The 17,318-nt window shown below is 45.1% G+C and carries 16 protein-coding genes; 10 read left to right on the top strand and 6 right to left on the bottom strand.

The window, feature by feature from the left end; all coding sequences use genetic code 11:
- Nucleotides 1-58 precede the first annotated feature (58 nt).
- The 5 genes from mltG to ACX5KA_RS18065 all read left to right on the top strand — a co-directional run bounded on the left by mltG (nt 59) and on the right by ACX5KA_RS18065 (nt 4,114).
- Complete coding sequence (mltG, locus tag ACX5KA_RS18085) at nt 59-1,078, top strand: endolytic transglycosylase MltG (protein WP_283616577.1); 1,020 nt, start codon at nt 59-61, stop codon at nt 1,076-1,078.
- A 59-nt stretch (nt 1,079-1,137) separates the two neighbouring features.
- Nucleotides 1,138-1,788 carry a dTMP kinase gene (gene tmk / locus ACX5KA_RS18080; RefSeq protein WP_014949218.1) on the top strand — a complete coding sequence of 217 codons (651 nt, stop codon included), beginning with the start codon at nt 1,138-1,140 and terminating at the stop codon, nt 1,786-1,788.
- Nucleotides 1,788-2,675, top strand: coding sequence for a DNA polymerase III subunit delta' (gene holB, locus ACX5KA_RS18075; protein ID WP_014979119.1), 888 nt, complete (start codon nt 1,788-1,790; stop codon nt 2,673-2,675). Before tmk ends, holB begins: the two co-directional genes overlap by 1 nt.
- A gap of 63 nt (nt 2,676-2,738) precedes the next feature.
- Nucleotides 2,739-3,521 carry a TatD family hydrolase gene (locus ACX5KA_RS18070; RefSeq protein WP_458731810.1) on the top strand — a complete coding sequence of 261 codons (783 nt, stop codon included), beginning with the start codon at nt 2,739-2,741 and terminating at the stop codon, nt 3,519-3,521.
- Between the two features lie 35 nt (nt 3,522-3,556).
- On the top strand, nt 3,557-4,114 hold the full coding sequence (locus ACX5KA_RS18065; protein ID WP_458731809.1) for a pyridoxamine 5'-phosphate oxidase family protein: 558 nt from the start codon (nt 3,557-3,559) through the stop codon (nt 4,112-4,114).
- 185 nt (nt 4,115-4,299) lie between these two features.
- Here the strand turns inward: ACX5KA_RS18065 and ACX5KA_RS18060 are convergent, their stop codons facing one another.
- The 3 genes from ACX5KA_RS18060 to ACX5KA_RS18050 all read right to left on the bottom strand — a co-directional run bounded on the left by ACX5KA_RS18060 (nt 4,300) and on the right by ACX5KA_RS18050 (nt 10,038).
- Nucleotides 4,300-4,932: an SDR family oxidoreductase gene (locus tag ACX5KA_RS18060; protein ID WP_458731808.1), complete on the bottom strand. Its 633-nt coding sequence runs from the start codon at nt 4,930-4,932 to the stop codon at nt 4,300-4,302.
- Between the two features lie 170 nt (nt 4,933-5,102).
- On the bottom strand, nt 5,103-8,057 hold the full coding sequence (locus ACX5KA_RS18055) for a ligand-binding sensor domain-containing diguanylate cyclase (protein ID WP_039224003.1): 2,955 nt from the start codon (nt 8,055-8,057) through the stop codon (nt 5,103-5,105).
- A 160-nt stretch (nt 8,058-8,217) separates the two neighbouring features.
- Nucleotides 8,218-10,038, bottom strand: a complete 1,821-nt coding sequence (locus ACX5KA_RS18050) for a M2 family metallopeptidase (RefSeq protein WP_458731807.1) — start codon at nt 10,036-10,038, stop codon at nt 8,218-8,220.
- A gap of 225 nt (nt 10,039-10,263) precedes the next feature.
- Here ACX5KA_RS18050 and ACX5KA_RS18045 point away from each other — a divergent pair, with 225 nt between their 5' ends.
- The 3 genes from ACX5KA_RS18045 to ACX5KA_RS18035 all read left to right on the top strand — a co-directional run bounded on the left by ACX5KA_RS18045 (nt 10,264) and on the right by ACX5KA_RS18035 (nt 11,297).
- The gene (locus ACX5KA_RS18045; RefSeq protein WP_458731806.1) at nt 10,264-10,644 is read left to right on the top strand and encodes a gamma-glutamylcyclotransferase family protein; all 381 of its coding nucleotides are present in this window, start codon (nt 10,264-10,266) and stop codon (nt 10,642-10,644) included.
- 11 nt (nt 10,645-10,655) lie between these two features.
- Nucleotides 10,656-11,021, top strand: coding sequence for a DUF4870 domain-containing protein (locus tag ACX5KA_RS18040; protein WP_334047969.1), 366 nt, complete (start codon nt 10,656-10,658; stop codon nt 11,019-11,021).
- A gap of 69 nt (nt 11,022-11,090) precedes the next feature.
- Complete coding sequence (locus tag ACX5KA_RS18035; RefSeq protein WP_458731805.1) at nt 11,091-11,297, top strand: hypothetical protein; 207 nt, start codon at nt 11,091-11,093, stop codon at nt 11,295-11,297.
- 91 nt (nt 11,298-11,388) lie between these two features.
- Here the strand turns inward: ACX5KA_RS18035 and ACX5KA_RS18030 are convergent, their stop codons facing one another.
- The 3 genes from ACX5KA_RS18030 to ACX5KA_RS18020 form a co-directional block, all read right to left on the bottom strand.
- Nucleotides 11,389-11,664, bottom strand: coding sequence for a hypothetical protein (locus ACX5KA_RS18030; RefSeq protein WP_039224011.1), 276 nt, complete (start codon nt 11,662-11,664; stop codon nt 11,389-11,391).
- A gap of 210 nt (nt 11,665-11,874) precedes the next feature.
- Nucleotides 11,875-12,639, bottom strand: coding sequence for an SDR family NAD(P)-dependent oxidoreductase (locus ACX5KA_RS18025; protein WP_458731804.1), 765 nt, complete (start codon nt 12,637-12,639; stop codon nt 11,875-11,877).
- A 46-nt stretch (nt 12,640-12,685) separates the two neighbouring features.
- Nucleotides 12,686-13,600, bottom strand: a complete 915-nt coding sequence (locus ACX5KA_RS18020) for a haloalkane dehalogenase (RefSeq protein ID WP_458731803.1) — start codon at nt 13,598-13,600, stop codon at nt 12,686-12,688.
- A 245-nt stretch (nt 13,601-13,845) separates the two neighbouring features.
- Here ACX5KA_RS18020 and ACX5KA_RS18015 point away from each other — a divergent pair, with 245 nt between their 5' ends.
- Nucleotides 13,846-15,969 carry a 3-hydroxyacyl-CoA dehydrogenase NAD-binding domain-containing protein gene (locus ACX5KA_RS18015; RefSeq protein WP_458731802.1) on the top strand — a complete coding sequence of 708 codons (2,124 nt, stop codon included), beginning with the start codon at nt 13,846-13,848 and terminating at the stop codon, nt 15,967-15,969.
- A gap of 160 nt (nt 15,970-16,129) precedes the next feature.
- Nucleotides 16,130-17,311: an acetyl-CoA C-acyltransferase gene (locus ACX5KA_RS18010; protein ID WP_039224022.1), complete on the top strand. Its 1,182-nt coding sequence runs from the start codon at nt 16,130-16,132 to the stop codon at nt 17,309-17,311.
- The last annotated feature ends 7 nt before the right edge of the window (nt 17,312-17,318 follow it).

The raw sequence follows: 17,318 nt of genomic DNA, 5'->3' as shown, positions 1-17,318 counted from the left end.
TAGTAGTAAAAAGAAATAAAATGGAATGTAAAGCAATGAGGAAAGGGGAAGTTCAAGCATGAAGCGGGTAATTGTTATTCTATTATCTCTTGTCATGCTTGCCGTTGTTGGGGCAGCCTCTGGCGTAATGTATGTCTCGAGCAAGGTTACCGATGAACTAGCATTAAAAAGTGAAACCTTATTTACGATAGAGAGCGGCAGTAACGCTTATCGTACCGTGAAACACTTGCGTAAGATAGGCATGACCGATGTGTCGCCCTTTGTTGCTAAGGTGTGGCTCAAATTCTTTGCAGGTAGTACGTCTGTTAAGTCTGGCACCTACATGCTGCGCCCAGGGCAGTCACTAGTAGATGTGTTTACCTTGTTTACTGAGGGCGATGAGCATCTCTTCGCAGTGAGTTTAGTCGAAGGCCTAACCCTTGCACAGTGGCTTGAGGCGCTTAAACAAAACACTGATTTGGTGTTTGATTTAAACGAAGGGAAATTAAACCAGCTCACTCAGGATAATGGCGTAGATTGGTGTTGCGAAAACGTTTCGCAGACAGAGGGCGTATATTTGGCTGATACGTATTTCTTTACCAAAGGCACAACCGCAAGCGAGGTATTGAAAAGAGCACACCGCGCGCTAATTGACTTTGTCTCTAGCGAATGGGAATTACGGGATGCCGAACTGCCGTTAGCCACACCTTACGAGGCTCTTATCTTAGCGAGTATCATTGAAAAAGAAACGGCTGTGCCTGCGGAACGTGACATGATTTCAGGCGTTTTCGTCAATAGGCTAAACAGAAATATGCGTCTTCAAACTGATCCCACCGTGATTTACGGTATCGGTCCTACGTTTGACGGAAACATTACCCGTAAGCACTTGCGAACAGCAACGCCTTACAATACCTATGTTATTAAAGGGCTCCCACCTACGCCTATCGCGATGGCAGGCAAGGCCGCCATTCACGCTGCGTTGCACCCACTGACAACGGATGCACTCTATTTTGTGGCGAAGGGCGATGGCAGCCATCAATTTTCTACGACACTAGCTGAACACAATGCAGCTGTGCGAAAATACCAGTTAAAACGATAGCCGTATTGATGCAGACAACCGATACGTTATAGCTAAATAAAAACAGAGTTTAAAAAGTAATGCGCGGAAAGTTTATTGTAGTTGAAGGCCTTGAAGGGGCAGGAAAAAGCTCAGTGATTGGGCTGATTGTTCAAGCATTAAAAGGTGCAGGAAAGCGCGTTGAGCAAACTCGTGAGCCAGGCGGCACACCTATGGCTGAAGCCATTCGAGAATGTGTAAAACACGACTGGGATGAGACCGTGAGTGAGGAGACTGAACTACTTCTTATGTATGCGGCTCGTGTGCAATTACTTACCAATAAAATCTTACCATCACTTGATGCTGGTGCGTGGGTGGTAGGTGACAGACACGACCTGTCATCTCAAGCCTATCAAGGCGGTGGTCGGGGCGTCAGTGGAAAAACAATGTCGGCCATCAGCGATATCGCCCTTAAAGGGTTTAAGCCAGATTTAACTTTATATCTGGATGTCGAGCCTGCGGTTGGACTAGAGCGCGCCCGTGGGCGAGGGGAGCTTGACCGCATTGAGCAAGCGGGGCTCGCCTTTTTCGAACGAACTCGTGCAAAATACTTGTCGCTTGCTAAGCAAGATGAATCTATCGTCGTTGTCAGTGCAATGCAGCCTATGGAAAAGGTTCATCAAGACGTGATTGCGATTATCAATGACTATGTGACGAACACAAGTAGCGAAAGCCAGCAGGGGAAAGGTTAATGCAAGTAATGCCTTGGTTTGCTACAACGTTCTCTACGTTACTGTCGCGATATATGGCCAAGAAACTACACCATGGTTTATTGCTGACAGGGCCAAAGGGAATTGGAAAATACCAACTCGCGTTAGGGTTAAGCAATGCGCTATTGTGTAAGCAGCCAAGCATAAATGGGCCATGTGAACAGTGTCAAAGTTGCCATTTGAGGCAAGCTGGAAACCACCCAGACTTTCATGTTTTAGAAAGTGAAAAGCAGTTAGGTGTGGATAAAATTCGCGAGGGCATTGGCAAGCTATCAGGTACTGCGCAAATGGGGGGTAATAAAGTGTTGTTGATTCCCCGTGCCGATACCATGACGGAAGCGGCAGCTAATGCACTGTTGAAAACCTTGGAAGAACCCACAAATAATACCTTCTTGCTGCTGATCACTGACAGTATCAATAAAATTATGCCGACCATATTAAGTCGATGTGAACGGCAGATACTCTCACTCCCGTCAGTGTCAGACAGTTTGAACTACTTAAACGCTAAGGGCGTAGAAGATGCAAGCGAAGCGTTACTGGCAGCTTATGGTTACGCCCCTCTTCGCGTAGAAGAGGCCCTCAGTGGTGAAGAAGACATTAGCTATCGCAATTTTAGCGATGGTATGCAAGCGCTCTTAGCAGGCGATGCAAATTTGCAAGTACAAACGCTTGCGAATAAGTGGCAGGACAATGCGCCTCAAATCGCATTGTGGTGTCAACAGATGGCCCATGACGAATACATAAAACGTCAACAGGCTGTTGATTTTAAACGCTATGAAGCGTGTGTTGATGCGGTAAGAACGCTGCAGCACGCAGGTGTTAACAAATCAATGGTACTTTTTGGGTTACTAAAGCAATTTCAACGTTAATAGGCAAACGCTGGCTTGTCGAAGCCCTTTTGTCTGACAGCAATTTTTTAAAACAGGTGTAGTTTGTTCGTAGATTCTCATTGTCACTTAGACCGACTTAAGCAAGGGCCAGAAGAGCTGGCTGAAACCTTAAATTTCGCAAGAACCCGAGGTGTTGAACACTTCCTTTGTGTGTGCGTATCTGTTGGTGATTACGACAGCATGTTAGCAGCTGTAAGTCAGTTTGAAGATGTATCAGTATCTTGTGGTGTGCACCCACTACATCAAGATGAAGCGTGTTGCTATGAAGAACTGTTAGAGAAGGCGCAGCGTGAAGAAGTGGTAGCCATTGGCGAAACTGGGCTGGACTATTTTTATAGTCCGGAAAGTAAAGAAGTCCAGCTAACGTCTTTCGTCGACCACATCAAAGTAGCTAACGAAACTAAAAAGCCGTTAATTATTCATACGCGGGATGCAAGGGAAGACACCATTAACTTACTCCGCCAACACAAAGCTGCGCACACCAAAGGTGTTTTGCATTGCTTTACTGAGTCATTAGACATGGCGCTGGCAGCAATAGAGATGGACTTCTATATATCTATTTCAGGCATCGTAACCTTTAATTCAGCAGATGAATTGCGTGAGGTGGTAAAAGCGATCCCTTTAGAGCGATTACTTATTGAAACTGACTCACCATGGCTTGCGCCAGTTCCTCATCGCGGTAAACAAAACCAGCCAGGTTATGTGGTAGAAGTGGCAGAATTTATTGCTGAGCTTAAAGGCGTGACGGTAAAAGAGCTCGCGGAAATTACCACGCAAAACTTCTACACGCTGTTTTCTTTAGCCGCCAAGAAGAAAGCCGCGTAGCGGTAAACCAGGCGATTTTAATCCCGGAGGTGGTTATGCCCCAGTGGCGACAAGGATTGACAAAGAGTCTTCACCAAACCCGCAGTATGCCAGAAAGTCGTTACTTTCAGTTAGCGACTGTGGACAGTAGTGGTGTACCGTACTGCCGTACCGTGGTTTTTAGAGGGATCACCGACGACAATCAACTGGTGGTTATTTCTGACACCCGCTCAGACAAATATGACCAGCTTGGCCAGAATCCTCACTCGCAGGTGTGTTGGTATTTTTCTAAAACCAGGGAGCAATATCGCTTCTCTTGTACTGCAACAATAATAACGTTACATCAAGATGCTGACTTAGTTACTCAGCACTGGAATAAATTGTCAGATGCAGGCAAAAAGCAGTTTTTGTGGGGCGAGCCCGGCACACCAAGAAACGATGGTTCGGCACTACAGGTTGAAGGGGATTTTGATGTAGTACCACATCACTTTTGCGTGATCATGCTGGCTATTGATAGCGTAGATTACCTGAATTTGAGAGGTAACCCTCAAAGTCGAGAGTGGCATCACAAAGACGGAAATGGCAACTGGATTAGCCAGTCATTGATACCGTAGGTGACTATCTCTAATCTCTGCGTAGGCAAATATTGAGTACGTGATACTGCCTATTCTAGGCACTACCTAAGTCAGCAGTATACAAACCGGCGACCGAAGCAAAAAGTAAGCCCTCTCTAGCTTGAACAAACGCGATAACGCATTGGCAAATGAGAGGGCGCCGATCACCTAGAAAAGTCGCTCACCTAGAAAATATGGGAAATTGGTGTATCACCTTTAAATAAATAGGTGATCAAGTCAGCATTACTTTCTCTTGCAACGCTTTCGACAATAGCTGTCGCAACATCTTCTCTTGGTATTACAGCATCGTCCCTATTGCTTGGCATATCGGTTCGTACTAAATGCGTGCCCGGTTCATTTAATAAAGTGCCAGGTCGAAGAATTACGTGATGTAAGCCGCTATTAATTAAATGCTCGTCAGCCATGTGTTTGGCAACCAAGTATGGTTTAATTGCTGACTCCACTGCGTCAGGATCGTCTGCACCAATAGAACTAACCATAACAAATTTAGGTGTCCCCGCCGCTTTTGCATAGTTAACCGCGTTGCGAGCCGCCCAAAGATCAATCATAAGTGTTTTATCAGCGCCGGTGCTACCGCCTGAACCTGCTGTGAATACCGCAACGTCCACACCTTCAAAGTATGCTGAAAAATCTTTTTCTAAATCCTGCTCAACCACTGTGAGGTTGGCATTTTGGATATCTGACAGTTTGTCTGGGCTTCTTACTGGCGCTACGACTTTGTGACCAGCATCCAACAATTTAACTGTTGCTTGTTTACCAATTTGTCCCGAAGCGCCAATCACTAATACGTTAGCCATAACACTATCCTCCTTGCAATTAAAAATGTTTATCATTACAAGGTTTTATAAGCAGCAAACGCAACAAGTGATCAATGACTGCGATGGATTGCATGACAAAGAGATTGACTGCATAAAAGATTAAAGGCAAAAAAGCCGGATTGGGTTAGCCAAAAACTTGCGGATTGATATTATTTCACCACGGCGTTTCGGCCTGACTCTTTACCCATATACAGCTTTTTATCAACAGCGTGAATACAGGCATCTACGCTATCATAATCTTTAATGTCAGCAACGCCGCACGTTATGGTTACCTTAATTGAGTGGGGATGGCTTTCAATAGTTTGTTCCGAAACACACTTTCGTAACTTTTCTGCTACCCAATAAGCTTCTTGTATATTGAGAGAGGGTAACAATATCAAAAATTCTTCTCCGCCCCAACGTGCAATGACATCGCTTTCTCGAAGGTTTTTCTCCAAGGTTTTGGCTATTTTTACCAAAACCTCATCGCCTACATGATGGCCGTATTCATCGTTTATATTCTTGAAAAAGTCTATATCCACAATAAGCAAGGAAAAGGTACGACCATGCCGTTTAAATTCTTGCCACTCTGCGTTGGCTCTCTGTGTGAAATAACGCCTATTTTTAAGCCCAGTTAACGAGTCTTGCGTCGATAAATGCGTAAGTTTTTCTATCATTGCTTCAAGATCTCGTGTTTTTTCCTCTACTTTAAGGGCCAGTTCTGCAGAGCGTTTTTTCAGCGCCGAAATTCGTAGCCAGATTACTGAAGAGATGATGAAGAGAATACTTAAAACTAATGCGCCACGCCATATAGGCTCGTCCCACCAAGGCGGAATCACTATAACTTCGAGTTGAGCTTCGTCGCTACTCCATACATTCTCCTGATTTATCGCTTTTACCGTAAAACGGTATCGCCCAGGCTCTAGGTTTGTATAGGTTGCCACTCGCGTTTTAAAATCAGTAAATCGCCAGCTATTTTCGAAATCAACGAGCTTGTATGCATAGCGCAGTTCATTAGCATTCATAAAGTCTGTGGCTGCGAACTTAATGGAAAGGGCAATGTTATTATGAGTGAGTTCTATCTTTTCGCCTAAGTTAAGACGTTGTTGCACGCTAGTACCATTTTGTTCATCTCGACTTACTGTCTCTACCTTTGTCAGGTGAACAGCAGGCGACCATTTCACGTTTGCGACTTCTGACGGAACAAACTGCGTGAGCCCCTCTGCACCGCCAAAAAGAATAGTGTTATTTTGGGTTGTGGCAACAGAGCCGATATAGTAACCCTTGGAAAGGGCGCCATTTTCTGCGCCATAGTGATAAAGTGTGGAAAGATCAGGCGCTAGATAAGTTATTCCCTCTATAGTAGAAATCCACAACCCGTACTCATCATCTTCAACAATTGCCCCAATTGATACTTTGCTCAATCTACTCTCTGGCGTAATTTGCGTCACTGTTATGGTTGATAAGTCATCGTTATTTTTGGTGACAAAATACAAGCCATCAGCTTGAGTCCCTACCCAATAGCCACCACGCTCAGAGCGTGAAACCCAGGTTACAACCGTACTGTCTGTAATTTTGTCGGTATAATCACTAATACTTGTTAATTCACCTGTGAGCTTGTTGGCCAAATGCAGCCCCGTTACAGTACTTAGCCATGCACTTTCGTCATTCTCGAAAAGAATACGAGTAGTAAGGGAAAGCGGCCACTGTTGTATTACCCGCCGCTCAGAAGGCCGATACACAAAAACACCATCGCTATATCCGCCGAACCAAATATCGCCTTGGGTGTCAATGTTAATGCTGTATCCAGACTTGCCTTGTAACCCCTCAATTTCGAGGCGGCTTGTTTCCCTGTTTAACTTTGCTAGTCCGCTGCGAGTCGTTACCCAAAGCGTATCGTTATTTGAATCATAGAAAGTACTGGTGATTTTATCACTTGCTTTGTTGTCGGATTTCTGTGCGTTATTGGAGGTAAATGGCCCTTCATACGTCTTGTTAACCGTATCGTAAATCCACAACCCTTTTTCATTCGCCACCCATACTTTATTCTCTTTAAACGAGGCCATAGAGCCAATTATCCGACCGCCACCGACTTCAGTCGTATAAAAGTTGCTTAGTTCTGGGTTACTTATGGCAAAGCCGTCGTCTTTCGTACCCACTACGACAAGGCCGGATTTTGTTTGATAAAGGCTTGAGACGCGCTCGTCTCCTGAGTCTTTATCACTTATTGGGAAGTGTAATACTGTATAAGGGCTGTGGGCTTTTAAAAGGTTTAAACCTCGTTCGGTCGCAACCCATAAATCGCCATTTCGCTGTAGTAAAATATCCGTTACCGAATTGTCTGACAATCCTTGTATTTCACTCGTACATTGTTTAGTTATTGGCTCGGGCTCAACATTGGGGTTAAACAGGCAGATACCATGAGTAGAAGTGCCTAACCAGAACCGTGAACGCTCTGCAGAGACAAGTCTGGTGAAGTTAACACCTTCATACGCAACAAGTACTAATGAATTTTTAATAGCATCGAGCTTATAAAGGCCAGAAGTGGAGGTTACGTAAAGAGTATTGCCGATTAACTCTATATCAGTGAGTGTACTCGTTGTATCGGGAAGGTAACTGACGAGTTCGATACTGTCATTTTTTTCATAGTAGCGATATACATTTCGCTCAGATACTATCCACAAGGTGCCATCGGATGTCGTTTTTATTCTATTAATGACTTGCTTGCTTGAGGGGGACGATACCGGAAGTGAGTAATGTTTAAATTTTTCTGTGTCTACATTTAAGCGACTTAGTCCGCTAAACGTGCCCACCCAAATATAATCACCGTCCGGGCTTGCTTCTAATTGAAGCACACTTAAAGTTTGAAGGCCTGTAGATTTATCATCTCCCCACATTCCAAAATTTCTGAAGGTATAACCGTCAAATTTATCTATACCTGATTGAGAGGCTAGCCACAAAAAACCATATTTATCTTCAGCAATGTCAGAAACGGTAACGTGTGTGATACCACTTTCCATATCAAAGGTATGAAAGGCTGGGGCTCCTATTTCAGCTCGAGCGATAAAGTTAAAGCTCACCAATAAAGCAAAGATAGAGAATAAGTACGCTGAGGGAAGGCGCATAGTGCTGCAACGTTAAAAATAATTCATGTATAAAAACTACGCTAATTCAGAGGACTTTCAATAGAACAATAGTTTAATTTGTTTAAAAAAGCCCCGTGGTAAGGGGCTTTGTCTATTAAAAATGTTCACAACTGTGTTGTGATTTAAGTAACAGAGCGAGCTACCAGCCACACTGGCGTGTAGCATTTTGCTCATCTAACCACGTTTTTAGTGGCGCAAAGTAGTCAGCGATAGTACTGGCATCCATTTGCGGTGAGCCTGTCAGTGTTTCTAACGCATTTTGCCAAGGTTGGCTCATACCCATCTCTAGCATTTCGTTAAGTGCTTTACCTGCTTCTTCACTGCCGTAGATAGAACAACGGTTAAGCGGGCCCTCATCACCTGCAATGTCACACAGTGCTTTATGGAATTGGAATTGAAGGATATGCGCTAGGAAATAGCGTGTATAAGGTACGTTAGCAGGCACGTGATACTTTGCACCCGGATCAAATGCGTCGGCGCTGCGCTCAACAGGCGCCATCACACCCTGATACTTTTCTCTCAATTCCCACCATAGTTGATTGTATTGTTCAGGTGTTACTTCACCTGACATCACTTTCCAGCGCCATTGGTCAACCATCAGACCAAAGGGAATGAAGGCAATCTTGTCTAACGCGACTTGCATTAACATTCCGATATCGTTTGATGCGTCTGGGATCTCATCAATTAATTCGATTTGCTTAAGGTACTTAGGTGTTATTGATAAAGCGATGGTGTCGCCAATAGCCTCGTGGAAGCCGTCGTTTGCCGAACCACGGTAAAGAAGTGGTTGGTCTTTATAAGCGCGTTGGTAGTAATTGTGACCCAATTCGTGGTGAATAACGTTAAACTCTTCCCCTGTTTTCTGGATACACATCTTAATACGAAGGTCGTCTTTGTCGTCTAAATCCCACGCAGAGGCATGACACTGTACGTCACGGCCTTCAGGCTTTTGAAACATAGAGCGTTCCCAAAAGGTATCTGGAAGTTTTTCAAAGCCAAGCGATGAGAAAAATGACTCTGCTTGTTTAACCATGGCGATTTCGTCATACCCTTGTTCAGCTAGTGCGCCTGTAACATCAGGCACTTTCATTTCTTGCTGAGGTTTAACGATATCGTAAATATTCCCCCACGACTGCGCCCACATGTTACCTAATAAATGCGCAGGAATTGGCTTGCCTTGTGGTACAACATCTTCGCCGTAATGTTCACCAAGCTTTGCTCGAACATGACAATGAAGTGACTCGTAGAAAGGTTCGACTTGTGTCCATAGACGATCTAGCTCTTTCGGAAATTCGTCAGCTGGCATGTCATATTTGCCTCGCCACAAAGCGCTGACGTTTTCGAAGCCAAGTTCTGCAGCACCTTCATTGGCAAGTGACACTTGTTCGGCGTAAAGTGGTGCCATAGGTTTAGATACTTCACGCCAGCCTGTCCAATACTCTAACAATTTATCGGCATCGCGTAGGGTAGCCATTTCTGCGCTCATTTCGACCAGGCTTTTGCACGTTCCATCTTCGCCGCAATACTCACCTGAACCGTACATAGCGCTCAAGTCTGAGCCAATTTTTGCTAAGCGTTCTGCTTTGGCAGCATCTGCCGGCGGCGGCATTGTTAAACTGTTTTTAAGTAGATCAAGCTGTCTGCGGGTGTCGGTATCTACGTCTACATCGTTAAACTTCGCTGCTTCTTTCGCTAGTTTGGCTACTTTCGTTGAAAGTACTTCGTTAAAGTAGGCACTAACTGCAGCTGTATCGAAATTGATATTGGTGGCGTAGCTCCACTCGGCGTGCGCGGCAGGAACTTGCATTTTTGCAATATCATTTTGCGCCTGTGTTAAAAACTGCTTGGCGTCTTGTGCAGTGAGTTGTGGTTTAGTTTCTGTCTGTGTTGTACTTTCGCCACATCCCATAAGCGAAACGCTTACCAATGCTGCTATCAGAGTACGTTTTTGATTGAGCATACTTTGTCCTTTAATTATTGTGTTTTTTTAAGTGAATCGACGTTCACATAGACATACTCTTGCATTGTGTAACGCTGTGTTGCTTTTGTAAAACAAATTCGATATTACTCTCACAAAGGCACTGGCTTTTTTAGGCAATTTATAACTAGTAATGCGAACGGTTGGGCCTGTTTTTAAATTTGCCTCAACACCTGACGAAAAGTTTTTTAATAATGGGTCAAAGTAATGCAAAACAATGACAATGTAACGTCTGCTACACCTGATTTAGAAAGGTTGTTTATCTACGGAAGCCTTGCTCCTAATTGCCCAAATCACCATATCGTCGCTCATATTGATGGCCAGTGGCAGTCTGGTACGGTAGAAGGGCACTCAGTTCAACAAGGGTGGGGAGCAACTATGGGGTTTCCGGGAATTGTTATTTCTGATCTAACTGAAGCAAAAGAAGAGGTGAAGGGCATGATGCTAACGTCTACTCAACTTGCCGAAAACTGGGCCATGCTGGATGAGTTTGAAGGTGATCAATATGAACGGGTCATTGTTCCTGTTAAGCTTGATGCCGGTCACACTGAAAACGCCTATATTTATCAAATCAAACCAACACAATAAAAAGGACTATTATGTCAACGGAAGAACCACTCTACTGGGGCTTGAACGCTCGAAGCTACTGTACACTCATTCATGTTTCTCAGTTATCCAGTTTCATTATACCTGGCTTAGGTATCATATTGCCTATCGTGCTATGGATTGCTCACAAAGATCAAAACGAAGACATCAATCAGCACGGCAGGGTGACAGCGAATTGGTTAATAAGCTTGCTCATATACTCTGTTATTTGTTTTGTCTTGACGCTGATTATCATAGGAGCCCTAGGCTTCATCGTTCTTGGATTAATGAACATCGTCTTTGCTATCGTGGCAGCAGTCAAAGCGAACAAAGGGGAGTTGTGGGTGTATCCGCTAAGCTTTGAGTTTTTTAAACGTTAACCTAAAGAACCCTACGTCACGTCTAGCAAGAAAAACTGAGACTTAAGCTCGCTTTCGAAGGACGTTTCTATGTTGAAACGTCTTCGTACCTATCCCATAGCAGACACTGCAATTGCCAGCGTAAACAATAACGCGATATGTTTTGGTTTTAATAACATGCTCACCTCTTTTCTTATGACTTTTTCTACCGGTGTTAACCTTAAAGATAGTTTTCACAATGGTGTCGCGCTATACGTAATTAGTGTAATAGAGTTAAATGTCGTAGGTGTCATTTGATTGGCATTATTATGAATGCGCTAAGATGAAGGTATTAGTGTGGAGCGATTTTGTTGGAAGGCAAGCTGAGTGTCGAGTTCTAGACTAGGAGTTACTTCGCACTAAAGCGAGCATTCGGCAGTACGCTGTGAATAAGGTACTGGCCTTTCGATTGTTTGGTACTTTGAAGCGAGGCATTGGTACCGCGCTTCACTGTGCTTAGTGCTAGCGGTTTATTCTGACGTTGCTTCTTGAGTAATTGGGATGAAGGCACTTCCTTCATATTTACAAGCGTAGGTCGGGCTTCTTGCGCGAAACTAGAATTCATCAGCGAAGGTGCTAGAAAAAGTGCGATAGCTAAAAAACTGTTTTTATTTGGCTTGTTCATCACATTTTTTCCCTTTTTTGTTCAACGTGAACGCTAGACAAACTGATTAAACACTATTCGATGTCGATGGCTGAGGTGGTTGCACCCACCTCATTCATCGGCTTTGTTTGTTCTCCTCCATTAAACCGAATGTAGGATGGAATCGAAACATTAGGTGTTATACAAGGGTATTTTTTTATATACCCTTGTGCCTGATACTCAAGCAGTACATCACCATGCGGTTACGCCTCCGTCTACTGCTATGGTTTGTCCGTTCATGTAAGAGTTGCCAGGGGAAAGCATTAGCATCATGGTGTTAACGATTTCCTGTGGTTCGCCTAGTCGCTTCATTGGGCTGCCAAGGCCTAATTGCTCTCGCGCTTCAGGGGTGTTGTACCCATCTACGTTCAATATGTTGGTTGGACTATAGAATGGGCAGATTGCATTCACGCGAACATTTTTTCGACCATATTCAACCGCGGCAGTGCGGGTTATCCCTGACACGGCATGTTTTGCTGCAGCATACGCACCGCCCTTTGGCGCTCCGCCCAGGCCCGCGAGTGAGCTAACATTTAAAACGTGACCTTGCTTTTGTGCCAGCATAACGGGTATCTGGTACTTCATTCCAAACATAACGCCTTTAACATTCACAGCAAACTGCGAATCCATGATTTCCTCTGTCATTTGATGAATTGGCGCTGGGTTATGCGCTATACCCGCATTATTTACGGCAATGTCTAGTTTGCCAAAGGTTTCCATGGCTTTTTCAACAAGCGCCTTATTTAGTGACTCGCTGGCTATATTACCGGCTAGTACCACGACATCGGTGAGTGCTTTTACATCTTTTTTCGTTTCCTCAAGTGCGGTTTCGTTAATGTCTGAAAGAACGAGTTTCGCTCCTCGGTTGGCAAGACCTAGCGATAACAGGCGGCCAAAACCACTGCCTGCGCCAGTAATTAATACAACTTGTTCAGAAAAGTCGAGTAGAGCGTCCATGGTTATCTCCTAATAGTTAATAGTTTCATGTCGGTTGAAAGTCTTGTTACTTAAGCTGCGTATTCTGGATAAACTGAACAAGCAGATTGGCCAGCCGTTCCCCTTGGTCTTCCTGAATAAAGTGACCACCGTTTTTTATCTGTGTATGGGCCATGCCGTTACAGCCGGGAACGAGCTTTTGAAATACTTTTTCTCCACCTTTGGTGACAGGGTCGCTATCACCGAAAGCTGTAACAAAAGGTTTGTTATATTGCTTTAGCTTTTCCCATGCCTGTCTATTCGCCTGTGCCTCAGCATTGTCTGGGCTTGTAGGAACTAGAAGAGGAAACATGCGGGCTCCCGCTTTGAAGCTTTCGTCAGGGAAGGGGGCGTCGTAGGCATCCAACGTTGCTTCGTCTAATTCTGTGGTTGTTGCATTTTGAATAATGGTCGAAGTGGGGAATTCGGGCACGTCCTGAGAGAAACGACGCCATTTGATGAAAGCATCACTAGGCGCATGGTCGCCGGTGGGCAGTCCAGTATTAGATACCATGACACCCGAAAAACGCTCAGGCATATCGGCAACAAGCCGCAAGCCTAGTAAACCTCCCCAGTCTTGACAAAATAGGGTAACAGGGCCTTTAGTAGCCTGTGAAAACCAGTCTTTTAGCCATATCACGTGACGAGCGTAGGAGTAATCCTCCTTTCTTTCTGGTTTATCTGAGCGCCCAAAACCAATGAGATCCGGCGCGATGACATTGAATCCCGCATCAGCCAATATAGGCATCATCTTGCGGTACAAATAAGCCCACGTCGGTTCGCCGTGTATTAATAGCACGGTATGTCCATCTTTCGGTCCACATTGATAATGGGCCATTCTTATCTCACCGCTTACTGTGTCAGTTATTTCAGTGAAGCGGGGTGGGTAAGGAAAGTCAGTGATTTTTCTAAAGGCGCTTTCCGGTGTTTTAAGCACTTGCATAGCCAATCATCCTTTTGTAAATAAAATGTAATTACAAGTGTTGCCCGATTAACAAAAACACCGGTTTTATTTTCTGTCAAATAAACCTTAGGCAAGGTAGAACAAGCTCTGCGCAGAGAAATGAATTCACAAAGGGGCTGGCGGTCATTATTAAATATTATGATAAATGTCTATAACACCAATAAACTTGGATGATTGACAACACTGCAATAACATCCAGTTAACGTGATAAACAGGACATGGTTATGACTGAGATGGAAAATAAAGCCGTAGAATATGCAGTACAACAGGGTGTTGCCACGCTGACAATGCAAAGTGCGCCCGTTAATGCGCTGTCACGCGCTATCAGAGTAGGGTTGATAGAAGGCATAAACAATGCACTAGATGACGACAGCGTACGTGCCATTGTTATTACTTCTTCACTACCTATTTTTTCGGGTGGAGCTGACATCAGCGAATTCTCTGGTGGCGACTTGTCTCCCATGCTGCCTGAGGTACTAGACAAGATTGAAAATGCGTCTAAGCCGGTTGTTGCTGTTCTCCCTGGACCAGCATTCGGCGGTGGCTTAGAAGTGGCGTTAGCTTGCCATCATCGCATCACCTTTGCCGACAATAAGGTGGGTCTTCCAGAGGTAAATCTAGGCATATTACCGGGCGCAGGCGGTACTCAGCGCCTTCCTCGCTTAGCCGACGCACAAACATCGTTAGAAATGATCGTAACAGGCAAGCCTACGTCGGTGGTCAAACTTCCAGGTGTTTTCGACAAAATTTCTGATAAGCCTGAGCATTTACTTGAAGATACAAAAGCTTATTTACAAGCATTAACGCCAGATAAAGCGATTAAACGCACCAGTGATATTACGCTGTCCATGTCTGACGAAACGCAGGCGGTGTTTGATGCAGTAACTGCACAAACTAAAAAAGCGACTCGTGGTTTCTTTGCTCCATTAAAATGTATCGAAGCGGTACGCGGTGCTTACACGCTCGCTTTTGAAGATGGCCTTAAAAATGAAGGCAAGCTTTTCATGGAGTGTATGAATACGCCACAGGCGCGTGCCCAGCAACATTTCTTTTTTGCTGAACGCGCAGCAGGCCATGTGAGCGATTTCGACAGAAATACTCCTGAGCGCAACATTGAAAAGGTTGCGATTATCGGCGCGGGAACAATGGGCGGTGGTATCGCTATGAATTTCGCCAATGCCGGCATTCCAGTCACAATGCTTGAGCTCAAAGAAGAAGCGCTAGAGAAGGGATTAGCGCTTATTAGAAAGAACTACGAAAACTCAGCGAAAAAAGGCAAGTTAACCCAAGAGCAGGTAGAGAGCCGCATGGCACTGCTTTCAGGTACTACGTCGTATGATGACTTAGCTGATGTAGATCTCGTCATCGAAGCCGTTTTCGAGAAGATGGAAGTAAAGAAAACCGTATTCTCGACGCTAGATAAAGTGTGTAAGCCAGGCGCCATTTTGGCTTCAAATACGTCAACATTGGATATAGACGAAATAGCGACAGCCACATCGCGTCCTGAAGATGTGATTGGTCTTCACTTTTTCTCGCCAGCGAATGTGATGAGACTGCTAGAAGTGGTTAAGGCTGATAAGACATCTGCTGAGGTCATTAAAACCTGCATGAAGATGGCTAAACGCATCAAGAAAGTAGCTGTGTTAGTAGGCGTTTGCTTCGGATTCGTGGGTAACCGCATGATTGAGCCTTACGGCCGTGAAGCTAACCGCTTGTTGCTTGAAGGAGCAACACCTGAGCAAGTTGATCGCGTTTTGACCGAGTTTGGTATGCCAATGGGGCCGTTCACTATGGGTGATATGGCTGGATTAGATATCGGCTACTATGTACGACAGTCTAGACAAGAGCACATTGCACACGACCCCGCTTACGGTGCGGTGGCAGATCGCTTGGTAGAAAAGGGGCGCAACGGACTTAAAACCGGACGCGGAGCTTACAACTATGAACCTGGCAGTCGAGTTCCTATCCCAGATCCAGAAGTACTAGAAATTGCTAAACAAGAAGCAGAGCGGTTAGGCGTGGTTCAGCGTTCAAACATTAGCGATGAGGAAATTCTTGTTCGCGTCATGTACTCATTGATTAACGAAGGTGCTGCCATCTTAGAAGAAGGCATTGCAGCTAAATCTAGCGATATCGATGTGATTTATGTTTACGGTTATGGCTTCCCTGTGTATCGCGGCGGCCCTATGCAATATGCCGACGAAGTAGGGCTAGGCACTATTTTAGATAAGCTGACTACCTATCGTGATCAATTGGGTGATTACGGAAAGATGTGGCTAGAACCAAGTGATTTGTTGGTGAAATTGGCCCAAAGCGGCGGCACGTTTAAAAGCTATAAAGCGAAGTAGACATGGCTCTCGTTAGCGAGAATTAATTGACGGTGAGAGCTAACGATAGCTCTCGTTACCCGACATCCGAATTTGGTAAAGCTAGGTAACTTCGAGAAGAAGCACATAGGCCTAGCTAAACTTTGGCTGAACTTTCAGCCCAACTGAAAGGAATATGAAAATGCGCGATGCAGTTATCGTAAGTACAGCACGTACGCCAATCGGGCGCGCTTATAAAGGTGCACTGAACAATTTACCCGCCCCTTCATTAGGTGGCCATGCTATTCAAAACGCAGTAGCACGCGCAGGGATCGACCCTGCCAGTGTCGATGACGTGGTAATGGGCGCTGCGCTAACCCAAGGCAGCGGCGGCATGAATATAGGTCGCTTGGCTGGCCTAGCGGGTGGTTTACCGGTCACCGTAGCGGGTATGACGCTCGACCGTCAATGCAGTTCTGGCATGTATGCTATTGCTACCGCAGCGAATTCAATTCGTACAGGCGATACCAACATTATGGTTGCGGGTGGCTTAGATTCTATCTCTTTAGTGCAAAACAAAAATATGAATATGTTTCGTGCAGTAGACCCTGCACTGGTTGCTAAGCACAAAGATATTTATATGCCAATGCTTCAAACTGCGGAAGTGGTAGGTAAGCGCTACAACATTAGCCGTGACGTACAAGACGAATACGGTTACCAGAGCCAAATGCGCACAGCAGCGGCTCAAGAAGCGGGCAAGTTTGATGATGAGATTGTACCTATCACAGCAACGCAAACCTTATTTAATAAAGAAACAGGCGAAACCTCTGAGCGTGAAGTGACCTTGTCGAAAGACGAAGGAAATCGACCCGAAACAACGCTAGAAGGGCTTAAAGCACTTAACCCTGTGATAGAAGGTGGTTGCATTACGGCTGGTAATGCGAGTCAGCTTTCTGATGGGGCAAGTGCGACAGTGATTATGGATGAGCATTCTGCGGCAAAGGGCAATGCTCAACCTCTTGGCATTTATCGCGGGATTGCAGTAGCAGGCTGTGAGCCAGATGAAATGGGAATTGGCCCAGTGTTCGCCATTCCTAAGCTATTAAAGCAGCATGGATTAACCATGGACGATATCGGTCTATGGGAGCTTAACGAAGCGTTTGCGGTACAAGTCCTGTATTGCCGCGACAAGTTGGGTATTCCAGACGAATTATTAAACGTAAACGGCGGTGCCATTTCTATTGGTCACCCATACGGCATGAGCGGTGCTCGCATGGTGGGTCACGCACTCATCGAAGGTAAACGACGCGGTGCGAAATATGTTGTTTGCACCATGTGTATCGGTGGCGGCATGGGCGCTGCTGGTCTATTTGAAGTAATATAGGTATTGG

It is taken from the genome of Alteromonas alvinellae, from assembly GCF_902705805.1.
This window is presented reverse-complemented; position numbering and strand designations above follow the sequence as displayed.

Coding starts and splice junctions, on each gene's coding strand:
- ACX5KA_RS18050 (WP_458731807.1), bottom strand. CDS start 10,038: ATGCTCAATCAAAAACGTACTCTGATAGCAGCATTGGTAAGCGTTTCG.
- ACX5KA_RS18045 (WP_458731806.1), top strand. CDS start 10,264: ATGCAAAACAATGACAATGTAACGTCTGCTACACCTGATTTAGAAAGG.
- ACX5KA_RS18040 (WP_334047969.1), top strand. CDS start 10,656: ATGTCAACGGAAGAACCACTCTACTGGGGCTTGAACGCTCGAAGCTAC.
- ACX5KA_RS18065 (WP_458731809.1), top strand. CDS start 3,557: ATGCCCCAGTGGCGACAAGGATTGACAAAGAGTCTTCACCAAACCCGC.
- ACX5KA_RS18025 (WP_458731804.1), bottom strand. CDS start 12,639: ATGGACGCTCTACTCGACTTTTCTGAACAAGTTGTATTAATTACTGGC.
- mltG (WP_283616577.1), top strand. CDS start 59: ATGAAGCGGGTAATTGTTATTCTATTATCTCTTGTCATGCTTGCCGTT.
- ACX5KA_RS18015 (WP_458731802.1), top strand. CDS start 13,846: ATGACTGAGATGGAAAATAAAGCCGTAGAATATGCAGTACAACAGGGT.
- ACX5KA_RS18060 (WP_458731808.1), bottom strand. CDS start 4,932: ATGGCTAACGTATTAGTGATTGGCGCTTCGGGACAAATTGGTAAACAA.
- ACX5KA_RS18010 (WP_039224022.1), top strand. CDS start 16,130: ATGCGCGATGCAGTTATCGTAAGTACAGCACGTACGCCAATCGGGCGC.
- ACX5KA_RS18030 (WP_039224011.1), bottom strand. CDS start 11,664: ATGAACAAGCCAAATAAAAACAGTTTTTTAGCTATCGCACTTTTTCTA.
- ACX5KA_RS18035 (WP_458731805.1), top strand. CDS start 11,091: ATGTTGAAACGTCTTCGTACCTATCCCATAGCAGACACTGCAATTGCC.
- ACX5KA_RS18055 (WP_039224003.1), bottom strand. CDS start 8,057: ATGCGCCTTCCCTCAGCGTACTTATTCTCTATCTTTGCTTTATTGGTG.
- tmk (WP_014949218.1), top strand. CDS start 1,138: ATGCGCGGAAAGTTTATTGTAGTTGAAGGCCTTGAAGGGGCAGGAAAA.
- ACX5KA_RS18020 (WP_458731803.1), bottom strand. CDS start 13,600: ATGCAAGTGCTTAAAACACCGGAAAGCGCCTTTAGAAAAATCACTGAC.
- holB (WP_014979119.1), top strand. CDS start 1,788: ATGCAAGTAATGCCTTGGTTTGCTACAACGTTCTCTACGTTACTGTCG.